The sequence below is a fragment of the Yersinia alsatica genome (assembly GCF_902170305.1).
GTDB classification, from domain to species: domain Bacteria; phylum Pseudomonadota; class Gammaproteobacteria; order Enterobacterales; family Enterobacteriaceae; genus Yersinia; species Yersinia alsatica.
In genome coordinates, this window is sequence record NZ_CABHWW010000026.1 from 587272 (window position 1) to 608776 (window position 21505).

Sequence of the window (21505 nt, forward strand, 5' to 3'; positions counted from 1 at the left end):
ATGAGTGTTAAACAGTTGTTACTGGTTATTAATCTGAAGTGAGTGACTTATGATTTCTCCTGCCTCTTTGCCAGGCTCACCCCCCGCGCATCGATATGTTGGCACGCTGTCTTGTGCAACTGCATTTCTGTTAGGTATTGGTCTACCCACTTCTAATTTCATCATGAACTTGTCGCTGGTCTTGGCGGTTATCTGTTTACTGCTGAGCCGCGATACCCGCTATGTCAAAGAGTTGGCCAAGAATCCGCTGATTTGGTTGCCAGCACTGATGGTGGTGCTGTTGGCAATATCCTTGCTCTGGCATCACAATCTGTACGGCAAAGTGATGGTCAGTAAATATTCTAAGCTATTGTATATCTTGCCATTAGCGATGTTTTTTGTTCTTTCCCGCTCACTTGCTGGCTATTTTGCCAAAGGTTTTTTACTGGCGAATGCTGTTATTCTGGCCGCCAGTCTGTGGGTGGGTGTCTTGCATATGCCATTGGGCCATATTGATCCGCTCAATCCGTCAGTATTCAAATTACAAATTACCCATAATTTCTTTATGGCCTTGGCGGCGGTGATATGGCTTTCTCTGGCATTTAGAAATCATGGGCTTAAGCGCTGGGGCTATGCATTGTTAGTGTGTCTGGCTATCTATAACATTGTGTTTATGGTGCAGGGCAGGACTGGCTATGTTGCATTAGCGGCAACCTTTGGGGTGTGGGGACTATTATCGCTATCAACCCGTCAGCGTCTGGGGATGGTGGTTTGTGCATTGGTCGTCGGCGTTATTGTGCTGATGGTGCCAAATCGGGCAGTTGACCGGTTGCATCAAGGGGTCACAGAGATTCAAACTTGCCTGACTGTCAGTGAGGGGAATGCAGATGTGTCTTGCGACTCCTCAATGGGCGCTCGCACTGCATTTATGCTTGAGTCGATAAAGTTGATAAAAAAATCGCCTATCTTAGGGCATGGTGCTGGCGGTTTTTGGTACACAAATACACAACTTGGTTATAGCATCAACCCACATAATGAATATCTGATGCAAACTGTTCAGTCGGGAATAGTAGGTTTAGCTTTATTCCTAGGATGGATGTGGTACTTCTTCCGTTCGGCTTGGCGTTTACCTACCCATATTAGAAATGTGCTGGTTGCTTTGCTCGGCGGTTATCTGGCTTGCCATCTGTTCAACTCCTTCTTACTGGACTCGTCGGAAGGGCATTTATTTGTCATCCTCACGGCTATTGTTGCCAGTTATTCGGTGTCGCCGCCCAAAGAGCAGCGAGAAACCAGACAAACAGAATAAAACCCATCTGGATAACGAGAGCGTTAAATCAACAGGTGCCCAAGGTGGCACCTGTTTTTTTATCCACCTAGTTTGCTGCTTCCGGCGGCAAACCAAACCCTAAATTGTTATAACCCTCTTTAAAGCCAAACAACTCGAGAAACTCATAAGCGGTTGAATACATATGATACGGCGAGCAGAACATCCAGACAAAAAGTGACAATAAAACCATAATGGCAACCAGTAGGATTTTATCCAGTAACACTTTTCCTCCTTGTAATATTTAGGCCAGCCTTGAGTCGGTTGGCTTATGGCATCTAATACGCAATGTACAATGACGATAACGTAAAACCATGAAAATTTCATGGCTAGAGTCAGCAAATATGCACTTTTTGCCGCGATGGCAGCTTAACTCTATGCAACTCGTTATTTGTTAGCCTCTTAATGATCTTGATGTCCCTAGTGACGCTTATCACATAAACCAAATGTTAACGTTAACATTGGTGATTAACATCACAATCCTCGCTCGACTGATCTTCTCAAAGTAAAAAGTTAACGTTAACAATGGGTGTAAATCTCCAACAGGACACAGCCATGAAACATTCTGTTCGTAATCAATATCTGATTTTGAGTGGCTTATTGTTTACGTTTTTCTTTACCTGGTCATCGGCATTCTCTTTATTCTCCATATGGCTCAATCAATATGTAGGATTAAAAGGTACCGAAACCGGAGCCACTTTTTCCGCCATTGCCTTAACTGCACTTTGCGCTCAGCCGCTATATGGCGTGATACAAGATAAATTAGGGCTAAAAAAACATCTTTTATGGGCTATTGGTATTTTGCTGCTAATCAGTGGCCCTTTTTTTATTTATGTTTATGCCCCTTTATTGCGCGTCAATATGCTGGCTGGTGCAGTGGTGGGCGGCTTATATATGGGGATGACGTTCTTTGCCGGTATAGGGGCGCTGGAGTCTTATACCGAACGAGTGAGTCGCATTAGTGGGTTTGAGTTTGGCAAAGCCCGGATGTGGGGCTCTCTCGGGTGGGCGGGGGCCACCTTCTTTGCTGGCATGCTGTTTAATATTAATCCCAATATTAATTTCTGGATGGCTTCAGCATCAGCCGCGATATTCCTACTGCTGCTATGGCACTTACATGAAGTTAAAACGGCAGCTATGGGGCAGTTGGAATACGGTAAGAGCAGTGCTCTGACGTTGAGCGATACATTGTCACTCTTTCACATGCCGCGCTTTTGGGCGCTGGTGGTGTTTGTCACCGGTGTAAGTGTTTATAACGTCTATGACCAGCAATTCCCGGTCTATTTCTCTTCACTATTTGCAGACCCGCGTCACGGTAATGAGATGTACGGGTTTCTTAATTCTTTGCAAGTATTCCTAGAGGCTGGTGGCATGTTCCTCGCACCTTTGCTGGTTAACCGCATTGGCGCGAAAAATGGCTTGCTGCTGAGCGGATTAATTATGGCGATGCGTATATTTGGTTCCGGGCTGGCACAAGATGCAGTCACAATCTCATTGATGAAATTGTTACATGCGGTGGAGTTGCCTATTTTGCTCATTGCGATGTTTAAGTATATCGCCGCCAATTTTGACCCGCGTCTGTCAGCCACACTGTATTTGGTGGGATTCCAGTTTATTACCCAAGTCTGTGCCAGCGTATTTTCGCCGTTGGCGGGTAAAGGCTATGACCAGATAGGATTCGCTGATACCTACATGATCATGGGGGGGGTTGTCCTCGGATTAACAGTCATTTCCTGTTTTATGCTGCGCGGCGAATCGCGTACCGATGATCCTTCCCTGCAATTAACCACTAAGTGAGTCACGATGAATTCATTAATTGAGCGGGCAAATGATGCACTGCTAACCTTGGCTTCTCAGGTGGAGCCGAGCTTCTATCCACATTTTCATTTGGCCCCTCCGGCGGGATGGATGAATGACCCAAATGGGCTGATTTTTTACCACGGGCTTTATCATGCATTTTATCAACACCATCCTTATGATGAAAATTGGGGCCCGATGCATTGGGGGCACGCAACCAGTCAGGATATGCTCAGTTGGCAGCATCAGCCTATTGCTCTGGCCCCAGGGGATTCATGGGATAAAGACGGCTGTTTTTCCGGCTGTGCCGTGGATGATAATGGTGTTTTAAGTCTGATCTACACCGGGCATGTGTGGTTAAAAGGTGAGGGTGATGACAGTGCAATTCGCGAGGTACAGTGCCTGGCCACCAGTGAAGATGGGATACATTTTGCTAAGCAAGGTGTAGTGCTGACGCCCCCTGAGGGCATCATGCACTTTCGAGATCCCAAAGTATGGTTCGAGGATGACTATTGGTGGATGGTGGTCGGTGCCCGCGATGCACAGGATCACGGACAGGTGTTGTTATATCGCGCCAGTTCATTGCGGCAGTGGCAATTTATGCAGGTATTAGCCCGGGCAGATGATGGCATGGGGTATATGTGGGAGTGCCCTGATTTCTTCCCATTGGGTAATGAACGGATTTTGATGTTTTCGCCGCAGGGTTTGGTGGCAACCGGTTATCGCCATCGTAATCTGTTCCAGAGTGGGGTGCTGCGCGGCAAGTGGCAACCAGGGGCAGATTTTACGCCCTCTCAACCTTTTGCTGAGCTCGATCATGGCCATGATTTCTATGCACCACAATCTCTGCTCACTCCTGATGGTCGGCGAGTAATTATTGGCTGGCTGGATATGTGGCAATCCCCGATGCCGACAAAAGCCGATAATTGGTGTGGATGCTTAAGTTTGCCACGGGAGCTAAGCCTTGCCCCTCAAGGGCAGCTATTGATGCAACCGCTGCGCGAGGTGGCGGCATTAAGACAAACTGAGCAGCTAATCGCCCCGGCAAGGTTGCAGCAGCGGCAATTTTTGGCTGAAAACTGCCACAGTATGGAGCTGCAACTGAAATGGGATTGTGCCACTAGTGATGCCGAAAAATATGGTTTTCAACTGGGGGATAATCAAGGAAACGGCGGCAGAGTTGCTGTCTATGTGGATAATCAGGCCAATCGGCTGATATTGGAACGATACTATCCGCAGCATGGCTTGACGGGGTATCGCAGTGTGTCATTACCGGCGTCAGGATTACTATCTTTACGTGTATTTATTGATAGTTCCTCGCTAGAGGTATTTATCAATGATGGACAGGCTTGCATGAGCAGCCGTATCTACCCCGCACAGCATGAGCGCTGTTTATCGCTGTTTGCTGAAAATGGTCAGGCGCAATTGCTGGCAGGTAAATTCTGGCGCTTAAATACGGGTGTTCACTATTAAATCGCCGGGAAAATCAGATTGAAGCCCGCTCCAGCAGTGGGCAGGGTAACCGGTGGGTTAAGCGCGATTCACGCCCTTCAATTAAGTGAAGGGCGGCTTCTCGCCCAATATCATAATGAGGAAGTTGAACTGTGGTGAGCGGGGGTAGGAACAGCTCGCCAATACCGACCATATTGTCATAACCCACGACAGCCACTTGTTGTGGAATAGCAATACCTTTAGCCAACAGCACCTGATAAGCCAAAAAAGCGATGCGATCATTGCCGCAAATCAGCACATCAAACTCAGGTTGATTCTCTGGGCAATGGCGGTCTAACAGGGAAATAACATCCTGATAATGTTCATCCCCCCACGCTAAATGACACTGACGTAATTGCGCCATTGGCAACCCAGATTCTTGCCACGCTTTTTCCGCACCGGCCCGCCGCGCCTTACCTGCCAAAGTACACTCGGGGAGATAAATACACAGTGGTCGCTGATATCCTCGGCGCAACACTAATTTCATCGCTTGATATTGGCCATCAAAATCATCAGGAATATAGCTAGGGATTGAATGGATTTCACTGACGCAATTTGCCAGCACAATATTTTTATCTCGCAGGCGGTCGGGGATGGTGACTTGCCGTAACCCCATCGACGTAAAAATAATGCCATCAGGGCGCTGGGCGAGCAGTTGATTAACTGCGCGTTCGCTATCTTCTTGTGACGTCAGATTAACCAGAAAGCTATTCCAGCCAAATTCGCGCGCAGTTAACTCAATGGAGAGTAATATCTCAACTGAAAAAGGGGTGGTAGCGGTATCCCAAGCGAGCACGGCGAGAGTCGAGGTTTTGGTGGTATTGCCGCGCATTTTTCGGGCAGAGAAATCAGGGACATAATTGAGCGCTTCAATGGCCTGCATCACTCGCTGATAAGTTTCCGGGCGCAGTTGTTCTGGGTTATTGATTGCCCGAGAGACGGTCATTAATGAAACTGACGCCAGATGTGCCACTTCTTTCAGCGAAGCCATTACATTCCTCAATGGTTATATTGCCGCTTTCTTTGATTGATTATCGTTTGCTTGTTGGCGTTGATCAACTGCTCAAAATTATTAGGACGCGATCAGTAAAAAGCCCTCAATGGAGAGGGCTGAGGGCTAACGGTTGGCTTTGTCATCAGCCTCATCAAGCAGGCCGTTGGCTATCTTGCTGGCGTCAAGATAACGTGAGGAGTTCAAGATTCCATTAAGGGTCTCTCGGACACTGAACAGAAATTGATCGTTGTCCGACTCATTAGCACATTCAACCATTAATGCGACAAGCAAAGCTTCATGGGCGATCAAATGATCTTCACCAGGTAAGTTTGCATCGGTTTCACCTTGCTGAGCGCGAACAGATGCTGGGTTAATTGATGACATAAAACTCCTTATTTAATAATTGAATAACCACATACCCACTATAGCGGGGTTTCTGTTTATTGCTATGACAGATGAATAGTCTACCATAGTGACCATAACAGATATGCGGGGGGGTGAGCTTGTCTCCTACGTTTATTGGGTTATTTCACTTAGATATCATTTAATAATGACGCCACTTTATTTTCTTCACTTCACTGGCCGATAAATTCGGACCGCGGCAGTCAGGCGTAGGGTGCGGTGAGCCAATTCTTCCGCAGCACCAGCATATTGCTCCACCATGGCGGCATTCTGATGGGTCATTTGATCTAACTGACTAATTGATTGGCTAATTTGACCCAGAGCTTGGGTCTGTTCATGGGTTGAGGTGCTAATTTCACTGATCAGGGTAGAAACCTGACCCGCCTGCTTGACGATATTATCCATGGTCGCCCCGGCATTTTGCACCAGCGTGCTGCCGTCGCGCACCCGCTCTACGCTGGTTTCGATCAAGTGTTTAATCTCTTTCGCCGCAGTGGAGGAGCGCTGCGCCAAATGGCGTACTTCACTAGCAACAACGGCAAAACCTCGGCCTTGTTCACCGGCTCTGGCAGCTTCAACCGCCGCGTTGAGCGCCAAAATATTGGTCTGGAAGGCAATACCTTCAATCACACTGATAATATCGACGATACGATGGCTGGAGTCATTAATCGTCCCCATGGTTTCAATAACCTGATGCATTAACTCGCTGCCTTCCTCAGCCGCATGACTGCTCATCTCTGCCAGTGAGGTTGTCTCGTTCGCGGTATTGGCGCTGTTTTGTACGGTGGCGACCAGCTGTTCAGTCGCACTGACAATGTGCTGTAAGTTCGCGGTAGCCTGTTCCGTCCGAACTTTTAACTCACGATTTCCAGCGGCAATCTCACTGCTGGCGGTATTAATGCCATCAACCTGACCACTGACATCATCGGTTAAAGAGCGAAGATTCAAACCTAACTGATTGACGCTACGCATTAAATAGCCAATTTCATCAACACGGTTTAGCTGAACATAATCACCGGCTTGCCCGGAAGAGACATCTTGCGCCTGTTGTAAAATAGCCGCGATCGGGCGGGCGACCTGACGTTCCAGCCAAAATGAGGTGATTATGCTGCTGGCAAGGGTAACCCCTCCCATAATCAACAGCGGCAAGGCCGTCATCCCCATTACGCCTGCGGCGACAGTGGGCAGCAAGGCAGCGGTCAAGAGTGCACCGCGCAAACGCCAACGCAGTGGTAGCGTTTGAAATAGCGAGAATAAAGAAAGCCAACCGGTGCGGACAATCAAGCCGCGATAGAGCGCAATACGGCGCTGTTTTGCCTTGCCAGAGTTAAAATCAGCATACAGTGCCTCGGCTTGTTTAACCTCTTCGCGGGTTGGTGCAATTCGCACCGAGATATACCCCGTCAATCGGCCATTGTGGCGCAGTGGGGTGGCATTGGCGCGCACCCAGTAATAGTCGCCATTTTTGCGGCGGTTTTTTACCAATGATGACCAAGAAAGCCCGTCATTTAAGGTTTGCCACATATCGGCAAACGCGGCGGGTGGCATCTCTGGGTGTCGCACCACATTATGAGGTTGCCCCAGCAAGTCCTGATATTCAAAACCACTGGCGCGCACAAAGGCGGCATTGGCATAGGCGATATTTCCGTGAGTATCGGTAGTTGATTGCAGGGTGGTATCGCTTCCAATGGGATACTCCTGCCGACTGACAGGCTTGTTGACTCGCATAATAACCTCAGTAAATGGGGGAGTTCCCTGAGCACAGGTAGATACAATAATTACTGACGGTAATCGGCATCCTTAGATAAAACTTTATACTTTTATTTATTAAATTATTAATTCCCCATAAAAGTGCTAAATATTAGTCTCGTTGCACTTATTTAGAGCATTTTTCTTAATTATTTAATGATTAGATAGGTTGAATTTATTATTTATATTTAACTGTGTGCTAGTGTTTTAAATAATATGGAATCAATTTAAATCGTTTAAAAACAATAAATTATATCATATCCCCCCAGGGGCTTAATGATAAACTGATGAGGGTTATAAATGGATGTTCATTTGCTGAACTGTTTATCTACAACTTTGATAAAACATGGGTAAGTTTTACTTAAAAGTTACATAACATGATGTTCATTGAGGGTTTGGTTCGCTACGATTGTTAATTATGATTTTTATAATAATTATTTGTTACAACCCTGGCAGAAATTAATCTAAACAATATTAATTAAGAATAAAGAGATCCCTGCGGTTGCAGGGATAGAGAATTTAAAACATTAAGAAAGTAGCGAATAAAAATTTACTGGAAGTCGAAAGTATTGTGGCTTTTCTTCATTCCCTCGATTTTCATCAGAAAGTTATAGATAGGTGCAATTCGTTTGAAATCTTTGCTCAATATATCAACTAATTGCGCAGAAAATAATGCATCCATATCTCTATGCTGGCTAATGAGTGCCCAGGATTTCTTGTTGTACCAGGCCGCCAACTCTGGCTGCTGGTCTTTAATCAGTGGCCGTTTATAACTTTCACCTTCAATAGAGAAGTTTGGATGAATACATTCAGCTATCTTGAGGAAGTCAGCCGGGGCGCGGAGCAGTTGTTGCCGGAAAAGATCCATGGTGATTCGCGAGGCACTGTAATAACCCAGCCCATAGCGCCACCAATCTGGGCCAAACTCAAAAAAGTAGGTTGGCGCATCAGTCCAGTTTTTACGCGAGCGTTTGAATGTCAGCCACAAGTTATTGCGATAAAGAGATTTGTCATGAGAAAAACGAGTATCCCGGTTCATGCGGGAGATGGTCTTGCCGATCGCCGGACGCGTCTCAAACAATTCATCAATCATCAGCATATCAGAGCTTAAGTCAGTCACCAGTTTTCGCATCGGTTGCAGCAGGTGACTATCATAAATAGCGCGGTGCTCTTCGAACCACTCCTTGTTATTGTTCTGACTAATTTGTTGTAAGAATGTCAGACCATCCTGAGTAAAACCGGTAAATTCACTCATAATATTCCTTTTCTATGCCCCCGTTAAACCGAGCTTCGATGTGAGTTTTGACGTTTTTCATTCACCAGAGGCTACACCGTGACACCAGCCGGTGCCATCTAATTGCGCTATCAATGATGAGGTTCGTGGGGCAGAAGATTCACCATCGCCTTTGATCGCGCATGGGATCACAGTCTGAGTGACTCACTCTTTCGTCTGAGCAGGATGTCGATAACATTTAATTATAATTAATAGCTAAATAATTGCTTTTGGGCGGTAGGTGTCGTTCATTAATTCCACTATTGTTAATCGCACTATTGAAACTGGGTCTAATACCTCTGTTACCAGTCAATTCTCTGGCTAATCAGGGGGCCGCAGCAGGGTTTATCACGCCATAACTCTCGGTATTGTCATCTATACAAAGGATAAAGAATGAAATTAGAAACATTATCTATTCATGCAGGTTATTCGCCAGATCCAACCACCAAAGCTGTTGCGGTGCCTATTTATCAAACTTCTTCTTTTGCTTTTGATGATACCCAGCATGGGGCTGATTTATTTGATTTAAAAGTGGCGGGCAATATTTACTCCCGCATCATGAACCCAACCAATGATGTTTTAGAACAACGCGTTGCGGCACTGGAGGGTGGGGTTGCGGCGCTGGCAGTGGCATCAGGAATGGCGGCCATTACCTATGCTATCCAAACCATTGCTGAAGCTGGGGATAACATTGTCTCGGTAGCCAAGTTATACGGTGGGACTTACAACTTACTGGCCCACACCTTACCGCGTTATGGCGTAGAGACCCGTTTTGCCGACCATGATGACATTGAAGCATTGGAAACGTTAATTGATGACCGGACCAAGGCGGTTTTTTGCGAGTCTATCGGTAACCCAGCGGGCAATATTGTTGATTTGAAGAAATTGGCTGATGCTGCTCATCGCCACGGCGTACCGCTGATTGTCGATAATACCGTCGCGACGCCGATTCTTTGTCGGCCATTTGAGCATGGTGCCGATATTGTGGTTCATTCATTGACTAAATACATCGGCGGCCATGGGTCGAGCATTGGCGGTATCGTGGTGGATTCCGGAAAATTCCCTTGGGCACAATATCCTGAGCGCTTTGCACAGCTCAATACTCCAGATCCGTCATACCATGGCGTGACTTATACCGAGCAATTCGGTGCCGCCGCTTATATTGGTCGCTGCCGGGTTGTGCCACTGCGTAATACTGGCGCGGCGCTATCGCCGTTTAATGCATTTTTGATTTTACAGGGGCTGGAGACCTTGGCGTTGCGCATGGAGCGCCATACTGAAAACGCGCTGAAAGTTGCCCATTACTTAAAAAATCATCCGCAAGTCAGTTGGGTTAAATATGCCGGTCTACCAGATCATCCAGAACATGAATTGGCTCAGCGCTATTTTGGCGGCAAACCTGCGGCGATACTGTCATTTGGTATTCATGGTGGTCAGGAAGCGGGGGGGCGTTTTATTGACGCGCTGAATTTAGTAGTGCGGCTGGTGAATATTGGTGATGCCAAATCACTGGCTTGCCATCCGGCGTCCACCACACACCGCCAGCTTAATGATGAAGAACTGGTCAAGGCGGGCGTGCCACGGGATATGGTGCGGTTATCAATTGGTATTGAGCATATCGACGACATTCTCAATGACCTTGCTCAAGCACTGGATGCGGCAAAACGTTAAGATCACAACTAAGAGTGACCGGTAGCCGAGGGTTACCGGTCATCAGGATAGAGACAATATTTAGAGTGCAACCCGAGTGTTAAAGTGCCGCAAGAGTCGCGGCAATCACCTTGGCATAAGGTGTGGTTGGGCGACCAATAAGTTTGCTCAATGTATGGCTGTCATCAAATAGCCCACCTTGAGCCGCACCCGCATCAGAATCTGCCAGCATGCTAGCGAAACCTTCGGGTAAACCGGCGCTGATCAGTGCTTGTTTGAAGTTCGCCTCCGATAAATCTTGGTATACCACCGGCTTACCTGATTGACGGGCAATTTCAGCCGAGAACTCAGCCAGTGTGTAGCTATCATCACCCGCTAATTCATACACCTTGCCAGCCTGACCTTCTTGGGTCAGCACTGCGGCGGCGGCTTGGGCATAATCTTCACGCGCGGCAGAGGCGATACGCCCATTCCCCACCGCACCAATAAAGGCACCATGAGCCAGCGCCGGGGCGATACTGGCGGCATAGTTCTCGGTGTACCAGCCATTACGCAGCAACACCACCGGCAAGCCAGATTCACGTAGCAATGCTTCGGTGGCGCGATGCTCTTCGCCTAATCCCAGAATACTTTTATCGGCATGCAATAAGCTGGTATAGGCCAGCAGTTTGACCCCAGCATGCTTGGCGGCATTGATCACCGCGGTATGTTGGGCGACCCGCTGTCCCACTTCACTTGATGAGATTAACAGCAATTTGTCCACCCCTTGGAAGGCGGCATCTAATGTGGCGGGTTGGCTATAATCGGCTTTACGTACCTGAAGCCCTAATGCGGCCAAATCACTGGCTTTCTCAGGATGACGCACGGCGGCAATGATTTCACTGGCAGGGACTTTTTTAAGCAATGCATTGATAACAAGACGGCCCAGTTGGCCTGTGGCTCCGGTTACTGCGATCATAGTAAGGCTCCAAACTTTATATTATGGGAAAGGTGGCGCGCTGTTTTTAAGAATTAACATCCGATTATTCGTCAAAAAAGCTGCCCTTAAGATCATCATATGCAATATACTAACTTTAAGTAAGTACGTACCAAAAGGTTAGTATGAAAATAATGAAGTCGCAAAATTTGACGGGCAATATCTCGTTTCCTGAACAGGTCCGGCGCGGTGAACTGCTTAATGTCGATTGTCCTTCAAGAGAGGTACTTAAGCGTGTCACCAGCCGTTGGGGGGTGTTGGTGCTGATTGCTTTGAGCAATGAAACCCTGCGCTTTAGTGCTTTAAGGCGCAAGATTGGTGGGGTCAGTGAAAAAATGCTGGCTCAGACGCTACAACACCTTGAAGAAGATGGTTTTATTGATCGAATTGCTTACCCGGTAGTTCCGCCTCACGTGGAATATAAGCTGACGCCACTGGGGAAAGAAGTGCAAGAGCAGGTCGAAGGGTTGGCGCTGTGGCTGGAGGAAAATCTGCATCGCATTATGGAGCAACGACAGCAGCGGCTAGCATCATCTTCTGCGGGCACCCAATCTGCCGAAGTATAATTTACCGTACAACGGCGGGCCATGGTATCAACCATGGCCGTTATTATTGCTGGTCAGTACGGCATTACAGCGTTTTTAATGCGGCAACTGACTCAATCGCCATGGAGGGAATAAACTCGATCACATCATAATGAGCCACTGCATTAAACGGATCTTCTGCCAATATTTTATCCAGCTCCTCACGCGCAATACTTTTTGCCAAAATAATGCCACCGGTGCGCGGCACTTTACGGCCTGACGCAATAAAAGCACCTTGCTCATAATACTTTTTCAGCCACTCTTTATGGCTCTCAGTGAGGGGTTCAACAACGTCGATAGGCTGATGATAAGTTAGGGTGACGACGAACATGAGTTATTCCTCTAAGGTTTCACCTTTCATCCTCGCCGCCGCAGGCGTATTTACTGCCTGCAACACCAATGATTTTGGGTGTCTATTTGGGTGCTTTCAAGATAGCGCCTTGAGTCACCACTGGCATCCTAAAAATACTAAATTTTTTGTCTCTATCTCAAGACTGGGTCGAGATAGCTAAATTTCGCATATGAAAAGCAATAATGCTTATTTCATTTATTGCGCAGTTCAGCGTTTACTCTTTATTCATCAGTTCAGCATTGGATAAATAAGTAGAGGCGAGAATGGCTAAGATTACGGCATGGTTTACCGGACTTCCTCTGTGGAAATCAGCCCCTATCGCAGAGGTTGACACAGCATTATCGCATGCTGACGGCGCGCATCTATTGGAAACAATAAACGCCATTGGTGGACTATATGGCATTGAATTTATTCATTATTAAAAAGTTAGTTATAGAAAAATAGCATTTAAAAAATATCACTAATAAGACAGATAATCTTCTGATTGAAAATTCTAATTTATTAATTACCAGGTAAAGACAAATGAAACTGACAAAAACTTTATCCCTGAGCGGGATATTGAGTGCATCGTTATTGTTAAATGCGGCCCTGTCATTTAATGCGGCTGCCGCAAGTTTATTGGATAAAGCCAAGAATAATGAGGTATTGATTGCAGGTATTGCCAATGAACAGCCTTATGGCTATATCGGCACCGACGGTAAAGTGACCGGGGCTAATGTAGAAGTTTTACGCGCGGTGTTGAAGCCATTAGGAATAACTCGGATAGAAACCCCGATAGTTGATTTTGGTGCCTTAGTCCCCGGTTTGGCGGCCAAGCGTTTTGATGTCATTGGTGCGGGGCTGTTTATTAATCCAGCGCGCTGCAAAGTGATCGGTTTCTCTAATCCAGTCACCCGTTCCGGCGGTGCTTTTATTGTTAAGAAAGGCAATCCACTGAATTTGCACAGTCTGAAAGATGTTGCCGCCAATAATAAAGCTCGCCTTGGCACCCAGAATGGCACTAATCAGATAACCGAAGCCAAAGATAGCGGAATTGCAGCAGGCAATGTGGTGCTGTTTGATAAAGACACTGAAGCATTGGCTGCGCTGAAAGCTAATCGCGTTGATGCGGTTTATTTTCCTGACGCTGAAATCATCAGTTTATTGAAAAAATCAAATGACCCGGCAGTCGAGCGTGCTCTGCCTTTCCAGCAAATTGCTGATGCACACGGCAACCCTAGCTACAACTTCCATGCTTTTGGCTTACCGCACAATGATCCGGCATTTACCCAAGCATTTAATGCTGAGTTAGCAAAATTACGCGCCTCCGGTGAGTTACTGAAAATCCTGCAAAAATATGGTTATACCGAGAATGAGCTGCCGCCAGTAGAGGTTAAGGCCAGCCAGATATGCGAGCCACAGGCATAGTTTTCGGAAATAGTTTTGCTGCGATTGATAGGTTATTTATGTCAAAAAATTCAGTCAGTTCATCATATTCAAAACACGCCATAGGGCAGAGCGGGCAACTGAGTTGGGGAGTGTTATCTTTCACCCACCCAACTCTGGCCGGGCTTGAGTTACCCTATTTTGATCTTAAGGCTCCTCAAGCGGGGCCAGCACTTGCCATTATTGCCGGTATGCATCCGAATGAAGTTTCAGCCATGGAAGCGGCTCTGCGCTTAAAAGATTATTTTGCTGAGCATCTGGTGAGCGGCTCGGTCAGCATTCTGCCGGTGCTTAATATGCCCGGCTTATATTTGCATTCTGAATTCGTCTGTCCGGAAGACAATAAAAACATTAACTTCCTTTCCCCCGGCTCCCCGCAAGGGAGTTTCAGCGAAGTATTGATTGATGCAGTACTTAATAGCTGGGCGCAAGAGGCGGCGGTGTTTATTGATCTGCATGGCGGTGATTTGCGCGAAGATGTCGCCAAATTTGTTATGTGCCAGCGGGTGGGTGATGAAGAGTTCGACAATATTACCAGCTTATTGGCTCATCAATTTGATGCTGATGCCATTGTGGAGTTTGCGGTTGATCAAACCAATAATCGGGGACGGGCAACCAATGAACTGCCATGGCTGGGCCGTCATGCCGTGATGTCAGAGGGTGGGGCGAATGGCATTCTTGATGAGGAAAATACGCAATTCCATTTTAATGGGGTCGCTAATATTGCCCGTCAGTTGGGGTTAACAGCGGACTCTGGTGTGACGCGGACGCGGCGCAATATTGTGGTCGATAACTTTGTCAAAGTTGAAGCGCCTTTTAGTGGCCGCTGGTATCTGGAGATTGTCGCCGGAGAGCAGGTGAGCCGGGGACAACGTCTTGGCGTGATTAAGAATTTGTACGGTGAATGGGTAGCCGATGTGATAGCGCCTTTTTCTGGCCTGATATTGATGCTAGTGAATCATAACATCGTCAATCAGGGCGAATGGTTGATAAGTCTGGCCCCGACACCTTCCGGGCGACAGCAATAGGCTATCTGCACATTGAGTTAACATTATGGAATTGAGTAATCTGCCGTTTGTTGCCGGTGAGCTGGCCCATGGCGCATGGGTCACCGTGCAAATAACCTTACTATCGGCTGCATTGGCTTTAGTGTTGTCGTTTGTTTTTGCTCTATTGCGCTTGTCACCCTTGCGACCGGTGAGGGTGATTAGCGGAGCTTGCATTGAGTTTTTACGTGGTACTTCGGCACTGGTACAACTGTTTTATCTGTTTTTTATTTTGCCCCTGTTTGGCATCAGTATTAGCCCGATGACCACGGCGGTGATTGGTCTCGGGCTTAATTTTTCATCTTTTGGTGCCGAAATTGTGCGCAGTGCCATCGTCAATGTCAGTCAGGGGCAGCGCGATGCTTTGCAGGCGCTAGACTTCCCGCCACTGACGGCATTTCGCCGCATTATTCTGCCGCAGGCACTGCCTTTTATGCTGCCGCCGTTGGGTAACCTGCTGGTGGAACTGCTGAAATCTACCTCGCTGGTTTCCTTAATTACACTGAGTGACCTGACGTTCGCCGGAGCCTCACTGATTACGACGCTGGGCGATCAGACGCTAATCTGGAGCATCGTGCTGCTGTGCTATTTTGCGATGGCGTGGCCACTGACCCGTCTGGTGGCCTATTACGAGCGGCATCATACCCGCTATCGTCAGGTTGGGAATCGTTAATGTTATTAGGGCTGGTGATGCGTTTTGTGGGGAAAAGCTATGGATTTTGATTTCGCGTTTGCCTGGTCAATATTGCCGGATTTATTACCCGGTTTGCTGGTGACTTTCGAAGTCGTGGTGGCGGGGTTCGTGCTGGCAACCTTGTTGGGAATGGTGGTCGCAGTCTTACTGCAACTGCCCTCGCGGCTCATGACCAAGTTGTGCCAGGCATATGTCGCTTTCTTTCGTAATACACCGCTACTGGTGCAACTCTATTTTTTGTTTTTTGCCTTACCACTCAGTGGATTAACATTGCCCGCGATGGTCACCGGTGTGCTGGGTATGGGGTTGTATTACGGTGCCTATATTGCGGAAGCATTCCGCGGAGCTATCAATGGAGTGCCGCAAGGGCAGTGGGAAGCCGCACGTGCGCTAGATTTCTCTCCCTTAACGCAGTGGACGCGCATCATTCTACCCCAAGCATTGAAGCCGATGTTACCGGTGCTGGGGAATTATCTGATTGGGATGTTTAAAGAAACGCCTTTATTGGCGGTGATTACCATCCCCGAGCTGTTTCAGGCAGCAAAACAGATTGCGGGCCTGACATATCGTTATAACGAGCCATACACCTTAATGGCATTACTGTTTCTGCTTATTAGTTTGCCGACATCATTACTGTTCAGCTATTTGGAAAGGCGGCGTGCACATGCTTGATTCCTCTGTTACTTCCCCGCAACCGGTGCAGATTACTCTGTCGCAGGTGGTGAAAAACTATGGTGACACCCGGGTGTTAGACCACCTTGATTTATCGATCCCTGCTGGGCAAAAAGTGGCGTTAATTGGCCCCAGTGGTTCAGGAAAATCAACCATATTGCGGCTGATAAAAGGGCTGGAAACTTTTAGCTCTGGGCAGATTAGTATTGCAGGGCAAGCAGTTAATGCCAATGGTAGCGCGGGTTCACTGTTCCGTCGTCGTCCCGCCACCAGCCATGTGGTCGGCATGGTATTTCAGCATTTTAATTTATTCCCTCATCTGACTGTTGAGCAAAATATTACCGAAGCTCCACTGCGAGTGTTGAAAGTGAGTGTTGAAGAAGCACGGGCGCGTGCTCATCATTATTTGCAATTAGTGGGGCTGTCTCATAAAGCTAATGTATGGCCAGCCACCTTATCGGGAGGGCAACAGCAGCGGGTCGCGATAGCTCGCGCCCTGGCAATGCGCCCCAAAGTGATGTTATTTGACGAGGTAACCTCCGCGCTGGATCCGGAGTTGGTCAGTGAGGTTCTAGGGGTTATCCGCCACATTGCCCATGAGCAACAGATGACCATGCTATTAGTGACCCATGAAATGAATTTTGCCCGGGATGTCGCGGACAGGGTGATTTTTATGGAGCAGGGTAAAATAGTGGATGACGGTGTGCCACAGGATATTTTGGTTACCCCGCGCCATGCCCGTACCCGGCAATTTCTCAATCTCTTGAATGATCGTTGAGTGAGAGATAAGGGTTTATATATTCATTTGTTGAAAAATAGCGTTAAAAAAAAATCGCATTGAAAAAAATAGCCACTGGGCATGATTAACCCAGTGGCCTTATTGCGATGCGGTTAAATAATCAGAAGTTGTATTTCACTCCGAACATCACCGCTGTGTCACTATAACCTTTATTGCCTACTTGCTGGCCCACATTGCCCCACACATTCACTTTCTTACTTAACTGGCCTTCTACGCCGAGCTTCAATTCGGCAATATTCGCGGCACCGTCTTGTTTCACACTGATGCCATTCATGGTGGTGCCAAAGTCTTTAGTATTGTGGATCCAGTTGGTCTCAACAAAAGGCTGGAACATACGATCCTTGTCTTTATCCTGATCGGCATATCCGTTCATAAAGGCTTTTACCCCCAGACGGGTCTGGATATTACCCTCACCTTCACCTGATACTTTCGTCCCATTCGCTTCGGTATGCTGGTCTGCCTTGACGCCCATCCAAGTGACCTGCGCTTTTGGCTGAATAAAGTAAGAGGCATTTTTTGCCGTATTTTCGCCGACTTTAAAGGTATAGCCGCTTTCTACTGATGCCGTTACGCCCTTGGATTTGTACTCTTCCGTGACCAAACCTTGGCCATTTACGGTGTTATTAAACCAGCTATATTGTGCCCAGCTATCCACATACAGGCCGGTTTTGTCTGCGTCATTAGCATACCAGGTGCCATATATCCCGGTGCTATAACCGTCCACCGATGCCCGGGCGCTATAACCGGATAATTGCGACTCTGTTCTACTTTTGCTATTACCGTAACCCGCCATCACGCCCAAATGGAAACGATCCAATCCATTATTGCTCCACTGCGCAATGTCCCCACCTAACTGCACGACGTAACGATTGCTTTGTGTGCTCAGTTGGTCTTGCGTATCGCGAGAACGGTTATGACCACCTTCGTTACGTAACCACAAGCTAGTGACTTTCTGCTCTCCGGTCAGTGCGTCGATATACTGCGTTTCCCCCAAGCGGTCATGTAAACGAGTGACGAACATGCTGTTGGCTGCTGCCAAGTTAGCACTATATCCGCTGGCCTCTGGACGTTCGACCATGATGCCAGGCATCGGCGCGGAGGTAGCCGTATCCGGCAAGTCTGGGCTAGCGGATAGCGGGAGATACCAACTATTCAAATACCAATTGCCAGACTGACTACCTTCTCCCCGGTTCAGATAATAGTCGTAGGCTCCAGCGACAATACGCCCATCCTGAGTAAATTCGCCCCCTGATAGGCCCGCCACTGTAATGAGCTCAATCCCATTGAGAGTTTGTGCGCCACTACCACCGGCATTATTGACTTTCACAAGGGTATTACCTGAAGTATTACCTTCAACAATCAGTTTATCCGTGGCGGAGGAATCATCTCCCAGAACAGTATTTAAAGAGAGATAACCGCCATCGCCATGATAATCGCCAGTAACAGTAAGATTTTTAAACATCGCACCGTTATTCAAATAGTTAACAGTTGCCCCATCCGACAAATTTAAAGCGGTTACGGTAGAGTCGCCCGTCATATTCCACCGGCTATTTACCCCAGAGATATTCAGGTTAGTTGTTCCTGGTACGGCACCAAGCTCTGATATTCCAGTAAATCTTGAGCCATCCGTCATTGATAAATTCAAAACCCCGCCAGAAGCGGATAACAGTGACCCGGTAATATCATATTGGGCGGCATTACCGGTGATGCTGCTGTTTTGCCCGGTGACATAAAATGCCCTGGCATCTAGCGCATTAATCGTGCCGCCAGTGAGGGTTAATTCCCCTTCTCGGGATGCCAAGATAGCTGAAGATGTGGCATTACCTCCCGCCAGTGTTACGTTAGTCGGGCCTTGAAAATTAATGTTGCCGCCGTTAGCCCAGGCTCCGTAGAGGGTTGCTGCGCTATTAGAGCTGATGTTATTGACAGTAACTTCTTCTAAACTCGTGACGGTAGAACCTGATGTATTCGCCAGAATCCCGGTTGAACCTGAACCCCCATTAACCAAATTGATAACCGACGTTCCGTTAAGTGCTACAGTTCCTCCTAACGGGGCCGACGCGGTTCCACCTTCAGCACGAACACCATAAATTGTCGCATTACTCCCGGTATTCACATTGACAGTTAATCCGTCTTTAGTATTAACCTGCGTGCCCGCGATATAAGCATGGATACCTGCGGAGCTATTCCCGGCATTATTCAACGTGATAGTGGTATCTTCGTTGAGATAAGCTTTCATATCAGGAATTAATAGAGCATTAGTATATGGCCCGCCCTCAAGATTAACGCCATATAATGTAATGGCATCATTACCATTAAGTGTAATTGTTGAATTGGCACCGAGCTCTGCGGTAATTGTTGCAGCCAACTCTGGCGTTGCAGCGCTGCCATTTTTTAGCCGTAGCCCAGTAACATAGCTGCCCGTGACGCCGTTATCAATATTGACAACAACATCAGTTTTGCCAAAGTTTGCAATACTGTTAAAAACGCTAATAGCCACCGGGTTATTAGAGAATGGTGCAGTAAGATTTTGAATTACACTGATATCTCCCATATATGTAAAAGCATTTTCGTCAAGTGCTGCAATACCAAACTGATTATTAACGTTAACAGCACCGCCATTAATTGTTAATGTATTAATATCTTTTACAGTTGTGGTGGCTGGCGCAGCATTCACGGTGCCAGCCAGAACTAAATATATGCTGAGTGTGAGTGTTTTTTTATGAATCATTATCTTACGATACCTTATTAAACAAATCTTAAGTAATTATCAATTCATGTGCTAGCACATGCCTAAAAGGGTGGCAGATGAGGGTTAATTGTCCGATTAATATTCGGTTAATATTTTTAATGAATGATAAATGGTGTTGTAAATAATACTTATTGTGGACAATAACAGATGGGGGGTGAATTGAAATAAGAGTGATGAGTAAATTTTGTAGGAATATTCTTTATTTTGATTATTTATTTATCCTTATATTACAATGAATTGAGTTGATGGTCTGACATCTATAACAAACTAAATCATTAAATTACTCACTTATTAGGAAAGTGTTATCATTAAATTAACATCGGGGTAGGTTATTGTGGGGTTACACACTGTAAATAGTAAGCTTTTATTTACAGTAAATGACAAGTTATACCTAGAATGACATTTCATTAGATAAATTTAAATATGAATAAAATGATAACTATTCAGTGTGTCATGATAATTTCGAGCGGCTCCGCCATGTTCAAAAAAAATCTCGCTGGAAGGTATCTATTAAAATAATAAATACCTTCAGAACAAATTACACCTACAGACACAGGTGACTGCGAGTTGCGGCATTATCCCAGTGATGGCCGCTTAAACCAAGATTGCACCATGCCCGGTCGAGAGAACATCACCAAGTTGCCCAATAGAATAAGGAGTAAACCGATAATGGCATTCAGATGCCAGTGATAGTCTTCATAGAGGGTGGAAATGCTCAGTGCCACCAAAGGGAATAATAATGTACTGTAAGCTGCGCCACTGGCTCCGATGCGGCCAATTAAGCTGAAGTAGGCGGCAAAGGCAATGACTGAGCCGAAAATTGCCAGATATAATAATGAGCCAAGGTAACGTGAGGTAAGTTCAATAGTGAAAGCTTGATGCTGAATCAGGCTGAAAACCCCCATTAGTATTGCGCCATAAGTCATCGCATAGGCGTTGGTTGACAGAATGTCTAATCCACGGCGTTGATGACGGCTGCTAATCATATTCCCCAGAGAAAAACCGTAGGTACCCAACAGGCTTAGACCAATACCTTTTAGCAGCTCCGGTGCGATCTGTGCTGCGGTTAAATCTTGCCAAAACAAAGCAACAATACCAATCATCCCAAGAATACTGGCGGGCAGTAGATTCGGGCTGAGGTGCTGGCGGAAGAAAATCATGCCATTGATGGCATTAAACAGAACCGCCATCGAGAAAATAACCGACTCCAAACCACTGCTGATATAAGCCGCCGCATGATAAAAACAGTAAAAGTTAAAAGCGAAAACACAGAAGCCCTGTGCTACGCAAAAGAGATGGTCGCGCATTGCGAGAGGGCGCAAGCGGCGAGCGAGGATTAACACCAACATCATGACGCCGGCTGCCAAAGCAAACCGGTAGAATATTGATACCGTAATGGCGACATCCCCTTGTTGCTGTAGGGTGATGGCAATCCATGTTGTTCCCCAAATCAATACAACTAAAAAATAAAGCAGCGCGTTCATGGTATTTCTCACGACTTCTGGAAAACCTCAGTATCAGAGATGTCGGCGAGGGGCGCTTT

General features: G+C 46.8%; 20 protein-coding genes. 11 read left to right on the plus strand and 9 right to left on the minus strand.

Translation table 11 applies throughout. The features are described 5' to 3' along the window. Positions 1 to 49: 49 nt before the first annotated feature. Positions 50 to 1288: an O-antigen ligase family protein gene (locus FTA96_RS16715; RefSeq protein ID WP_050146159.1), complete on the plus strand. Its 1239-nt coding sequence runs from the start codon at positions 50 to 52 to the stop codon at positions 1286 to 1288. A 67-nt stretch (positions 1289 to 1355) separates the two neighbouring features. Here the strand turns inward: FTA96_RS16715 and FTA96_RS23295 are convergent, their stop codons facing one another. Beyond that, on the minus strand, positions 1356 to 1532 hold the full coding sequence (locus FTA96_RS23295; protein ID WP_172665475.1) for a hypothetical protein: 177 nt from the start codon (positions 1530 to 1532) through the stop codon (positions 1356 to 1358). Between the two features lie 329 nt (positions 1533 to 1861). Between FTA96_RS23295 and FTA96_RS16720 the strand changes: the two genes are divergently transcribed. Together FTA96_RS16720 and FTA96_RS16725 are read left to right on the plus strand one after the other, a co-directional pair. Next, positions 1862 to 3103 carry an MFS transporter gene (locus tag FTA96_RS16720; protein ID WP_145574343.1) on the plus strand — a complete coding sequence of 414 codons (1242 nt, stop codon included), beginning with the start codon at positions 1862 to 1864 and terminating at the stop codon, positions 3101 to 3103. A 6-nt stretch (positions 3104 to 3109) separates the two neighbouring features. After that, on the plus strand, positions 3110 to 4576 hold the full coding sequence (locus FTA96_RS16725; protein WP_145574345.1) for a glycoside hydrolase family 32 protein: 1467 nt from the start codon (positions 3110 to 3112) through the stop codon (positions 4574 to 4576). A 13-nt stretch (positions 4577 to 4589) separates the two neighbouring features. Here FTA96_RS16725 and FTA96_RS16730 read toward each other — a convergent pair whose 3' ends face one another. The 4 genes from FTA96_RS16730 to FTA96_RS16745 form a co-directional block, all read right to left on the minus strand. Beyond that, positions 4590 to 5585 carry a LacI family DNA-binding transcriptional regulator gene (locus tag FTA96_RS16730; RefSeq protein WP_050109093.1) on the minus strand — a complete coding sequence of 332 codons (996 nt, stop codon included), beginning with the start codon at positions 5583 to 5585 and terminating at the stop codon, positions 4590 to 4592. Positions 5586 to 5711: 126 nt separating this feature from the next. Continuing rightward, complete coding sequence (locus FTA96_RS16735) at positions 5712 to 5972, minus strand: hypothetical protein (RefSeq protein ID WP_050109094.1); 261 nt, start codon at positions 5970 to 5972, stop codon at positions 5712 to 5714. Positions 5973 to 6158: 186 nt separating this feature from the next. Next, a complete protein-coding gene (locus FTA96_RS16740) occupies positions 6159 to 7718 on the minus strand; it encodes a methyl-accepting chemotaxis protein (RefSeq protein ID WP_050146163.1) in 1560 nt (519 codons plus the stop codon). 571 nt (positions 7719 to 8289) lie between these two features. Beyond that, positions 8290 to 8997, minus strand: a complete 708-nt coding sequence (locus FTA96_RS16745; RefSeq protein WP_050109096.1) for a DUF2461 domain-containing protein — start codon at positions 8995 to 8997, stop codon at positions 8290 to 8292. A gap of 408 nt (positions 8998 to 9405) precedes the next feature. Here FTA96_RS16745 and FTA96_RS16750 point away from each other — a divergent pair, with 408 nt between their 5' ends. Then, positions 9406 to 10683: a bifunctional O-acetylhomoserine aminocarboxypropyltransferase/cysteine synthase gene (locus tag FTA96_RS16750; protein ID WP_134957664.1), complete on the plus strand. Its 1278-nt coding sequence runs from the start codon at positions 9406 to 9408 to the stop codon at positions 10681 to 10683. Between the two features lie 79 nt (positions 10684 to 10762). Here the strand turns inward: FTA96_RS16750 and FTA96_RS16755 are convergent, their stop codons facing one another. Continuing rightward, positions 10763 to 11620 (minus strand): SDR family oxidoreductase, encoded by an 858-nt coding sequence (locus FTA96_RS16755; RefSeq protein ID WP_145574346.1) that lies wholly within the window; start codon positions 11618 to 11620, stop codon positions 10763 to 10765. A gap of 143 nt (positions 11621 to 11763) precedes the next feature. Between FTA96_RS16755 and FTA96_RS16760 the strand changes: the two genes are divergently transcribed. Continuing rightward, the gene (locus FTA96_RS16760) at positions 11764 to 12204 is read left to right on the plus strand and encodes a winged helix-turn-helix transcriptional regulator (RefSeq protein WP_050135436.1); all 441 of its coding nucleotides are present in this window, start codon (positions 11764 to 11766) and stop codon (positions 12202 to 12204) included. Between the two features lie 64 nt (positions 12205 to 12268). Here FTA96_RS16760 and FTA96_RS16765 read toward each other — a convergent pair whose 3' ends face one another. Continuing rightward, entirely contained in the window at positions 12269 to 12553 is a 285-nt protein-coding gene (locus FTA96_RS16765; RefSeq protein WP_050109100.1) for a YciI family protein, read from the minus strand. Between the two features lie 284 nt (positions 12554 to 12837). On the opposite strand from FTA96_RS16765, the gene FTA96_RS23300 reads away from it, so the two are divergent. The 6 genes from FTA96_RS23300 to FTA96_RS16790 all read left to right on the plus strand — a co-directional run bounded on the left by FTA96_RS23300 (position 12838) and on the right by FTA96_RS16790 (position 17189). Further along, complete coding sequence (locus FTA96_RS23300) at positions 12838 to 12996, plus strand: hypothetical protein (protein WP_186372884.1); 159 nt, start codon at positions 12838 to 12840, stop codon at positions 12994 to 12996. 100 nt (positions 12997 to 13096) lie between these two features. Further along, the gene (gene ehuB / locus FTA96_RS16770; RefSeq protein ID WP_050109101.1) at positions 13097 to 13981 is read left to right on the plus strand and encodes an ectoine/hydroxyectoine ABC transporter substrate-binding protein EhuB; all 885 of its coding nucleotides are present in this window, start codon (positions 13097 to 13099) and stop codon (positions 13979 to 13981) included. A gap of 38 nt (positions 13982 to 14019) precedes the next feature. Next, positions 14020 to 15027, plus strand: a complete 1008-nt coding sequence (locus tag FTA96_RS16775) for a succinylglutamate desuccinylase/aspartoacylase family protein (RefSeq protein ID WP_145507257.1) — start codon at positions 14020 to 14022, stop codon at positions 15025 to 15027. 25 nt (positions 15028 to 15052) lie between these two features. Next, complete coding sequence (gene ehuC / locus FTA96_RS16780; protein WP_050109102.1) at positions 15053 to 15718, plus strand: ectoine/hydroxyectoine ABC transporter permease subunit EhuC; 666 nt, start codon at positions 15053 to 15055, stop codon at positions 15716 to 15718. Between the two features lie 39 nt (positions 15719 to 15757). Continuing rightward, entirely contained in the window at positions 15758 to 16411 is a 654-nt protein-coding gene (gene ehuD, locus FTA96_RS16785; RefSeq protein ID WP_050109103.1) for an ectoine/hydroxyectoine ABC transporter permease subunit EhuD, read from the plus strand. Beyond that, on the plus strand, positions 16404 to 17189 hold the full coding sequence (locus FTA96_RS16790; protein ID WP_050109104.1) for an amino acid ABC transporter ATP-binding protein: 786 nt from the start codon (positions 16404 to 16406) through the stop codon (positions 17187 to 17189). Before ehuD ends, FTA96_RS16790 begins: the two co-directional genes overlap by 8 nt. A gap of 121 nt (positions 17190 to 17310) precedes the next feature. Here FTA96_RS16790 and FTA96_RS16795 read toward each other — a convergent pair whose 3' ends face one another. Both FTA96_RS16795 and FTA96_RS16800 read right to left on the minus strand, forming a co-directional pair. Further along, positions 17311 to 19941, minus strand: a complete 2631-nt coding sequence (locus FTA96_RS16795; protein ID WP_145574348.1) for an autotransporter outer membrane beta-barrel domain-containing protein — start codon at positions 19939 to 19941, stop codon at positions 17311 to 17313. Positions 19942 to 20537: 596 nt separating this feature from the next. Beyond that, positions 20538 to 21446, minus strand: a complete 909-nt coding sequence (locus FTA96_RS16800) for a DMT family transporter (RefSeq protein ID WP_050121108.1) — start codon at positions 21444 to 21446, stop codon at positions 20538 to 20540. Positions 21447 to 21505 lie beyond the last annotated feature (59 nt).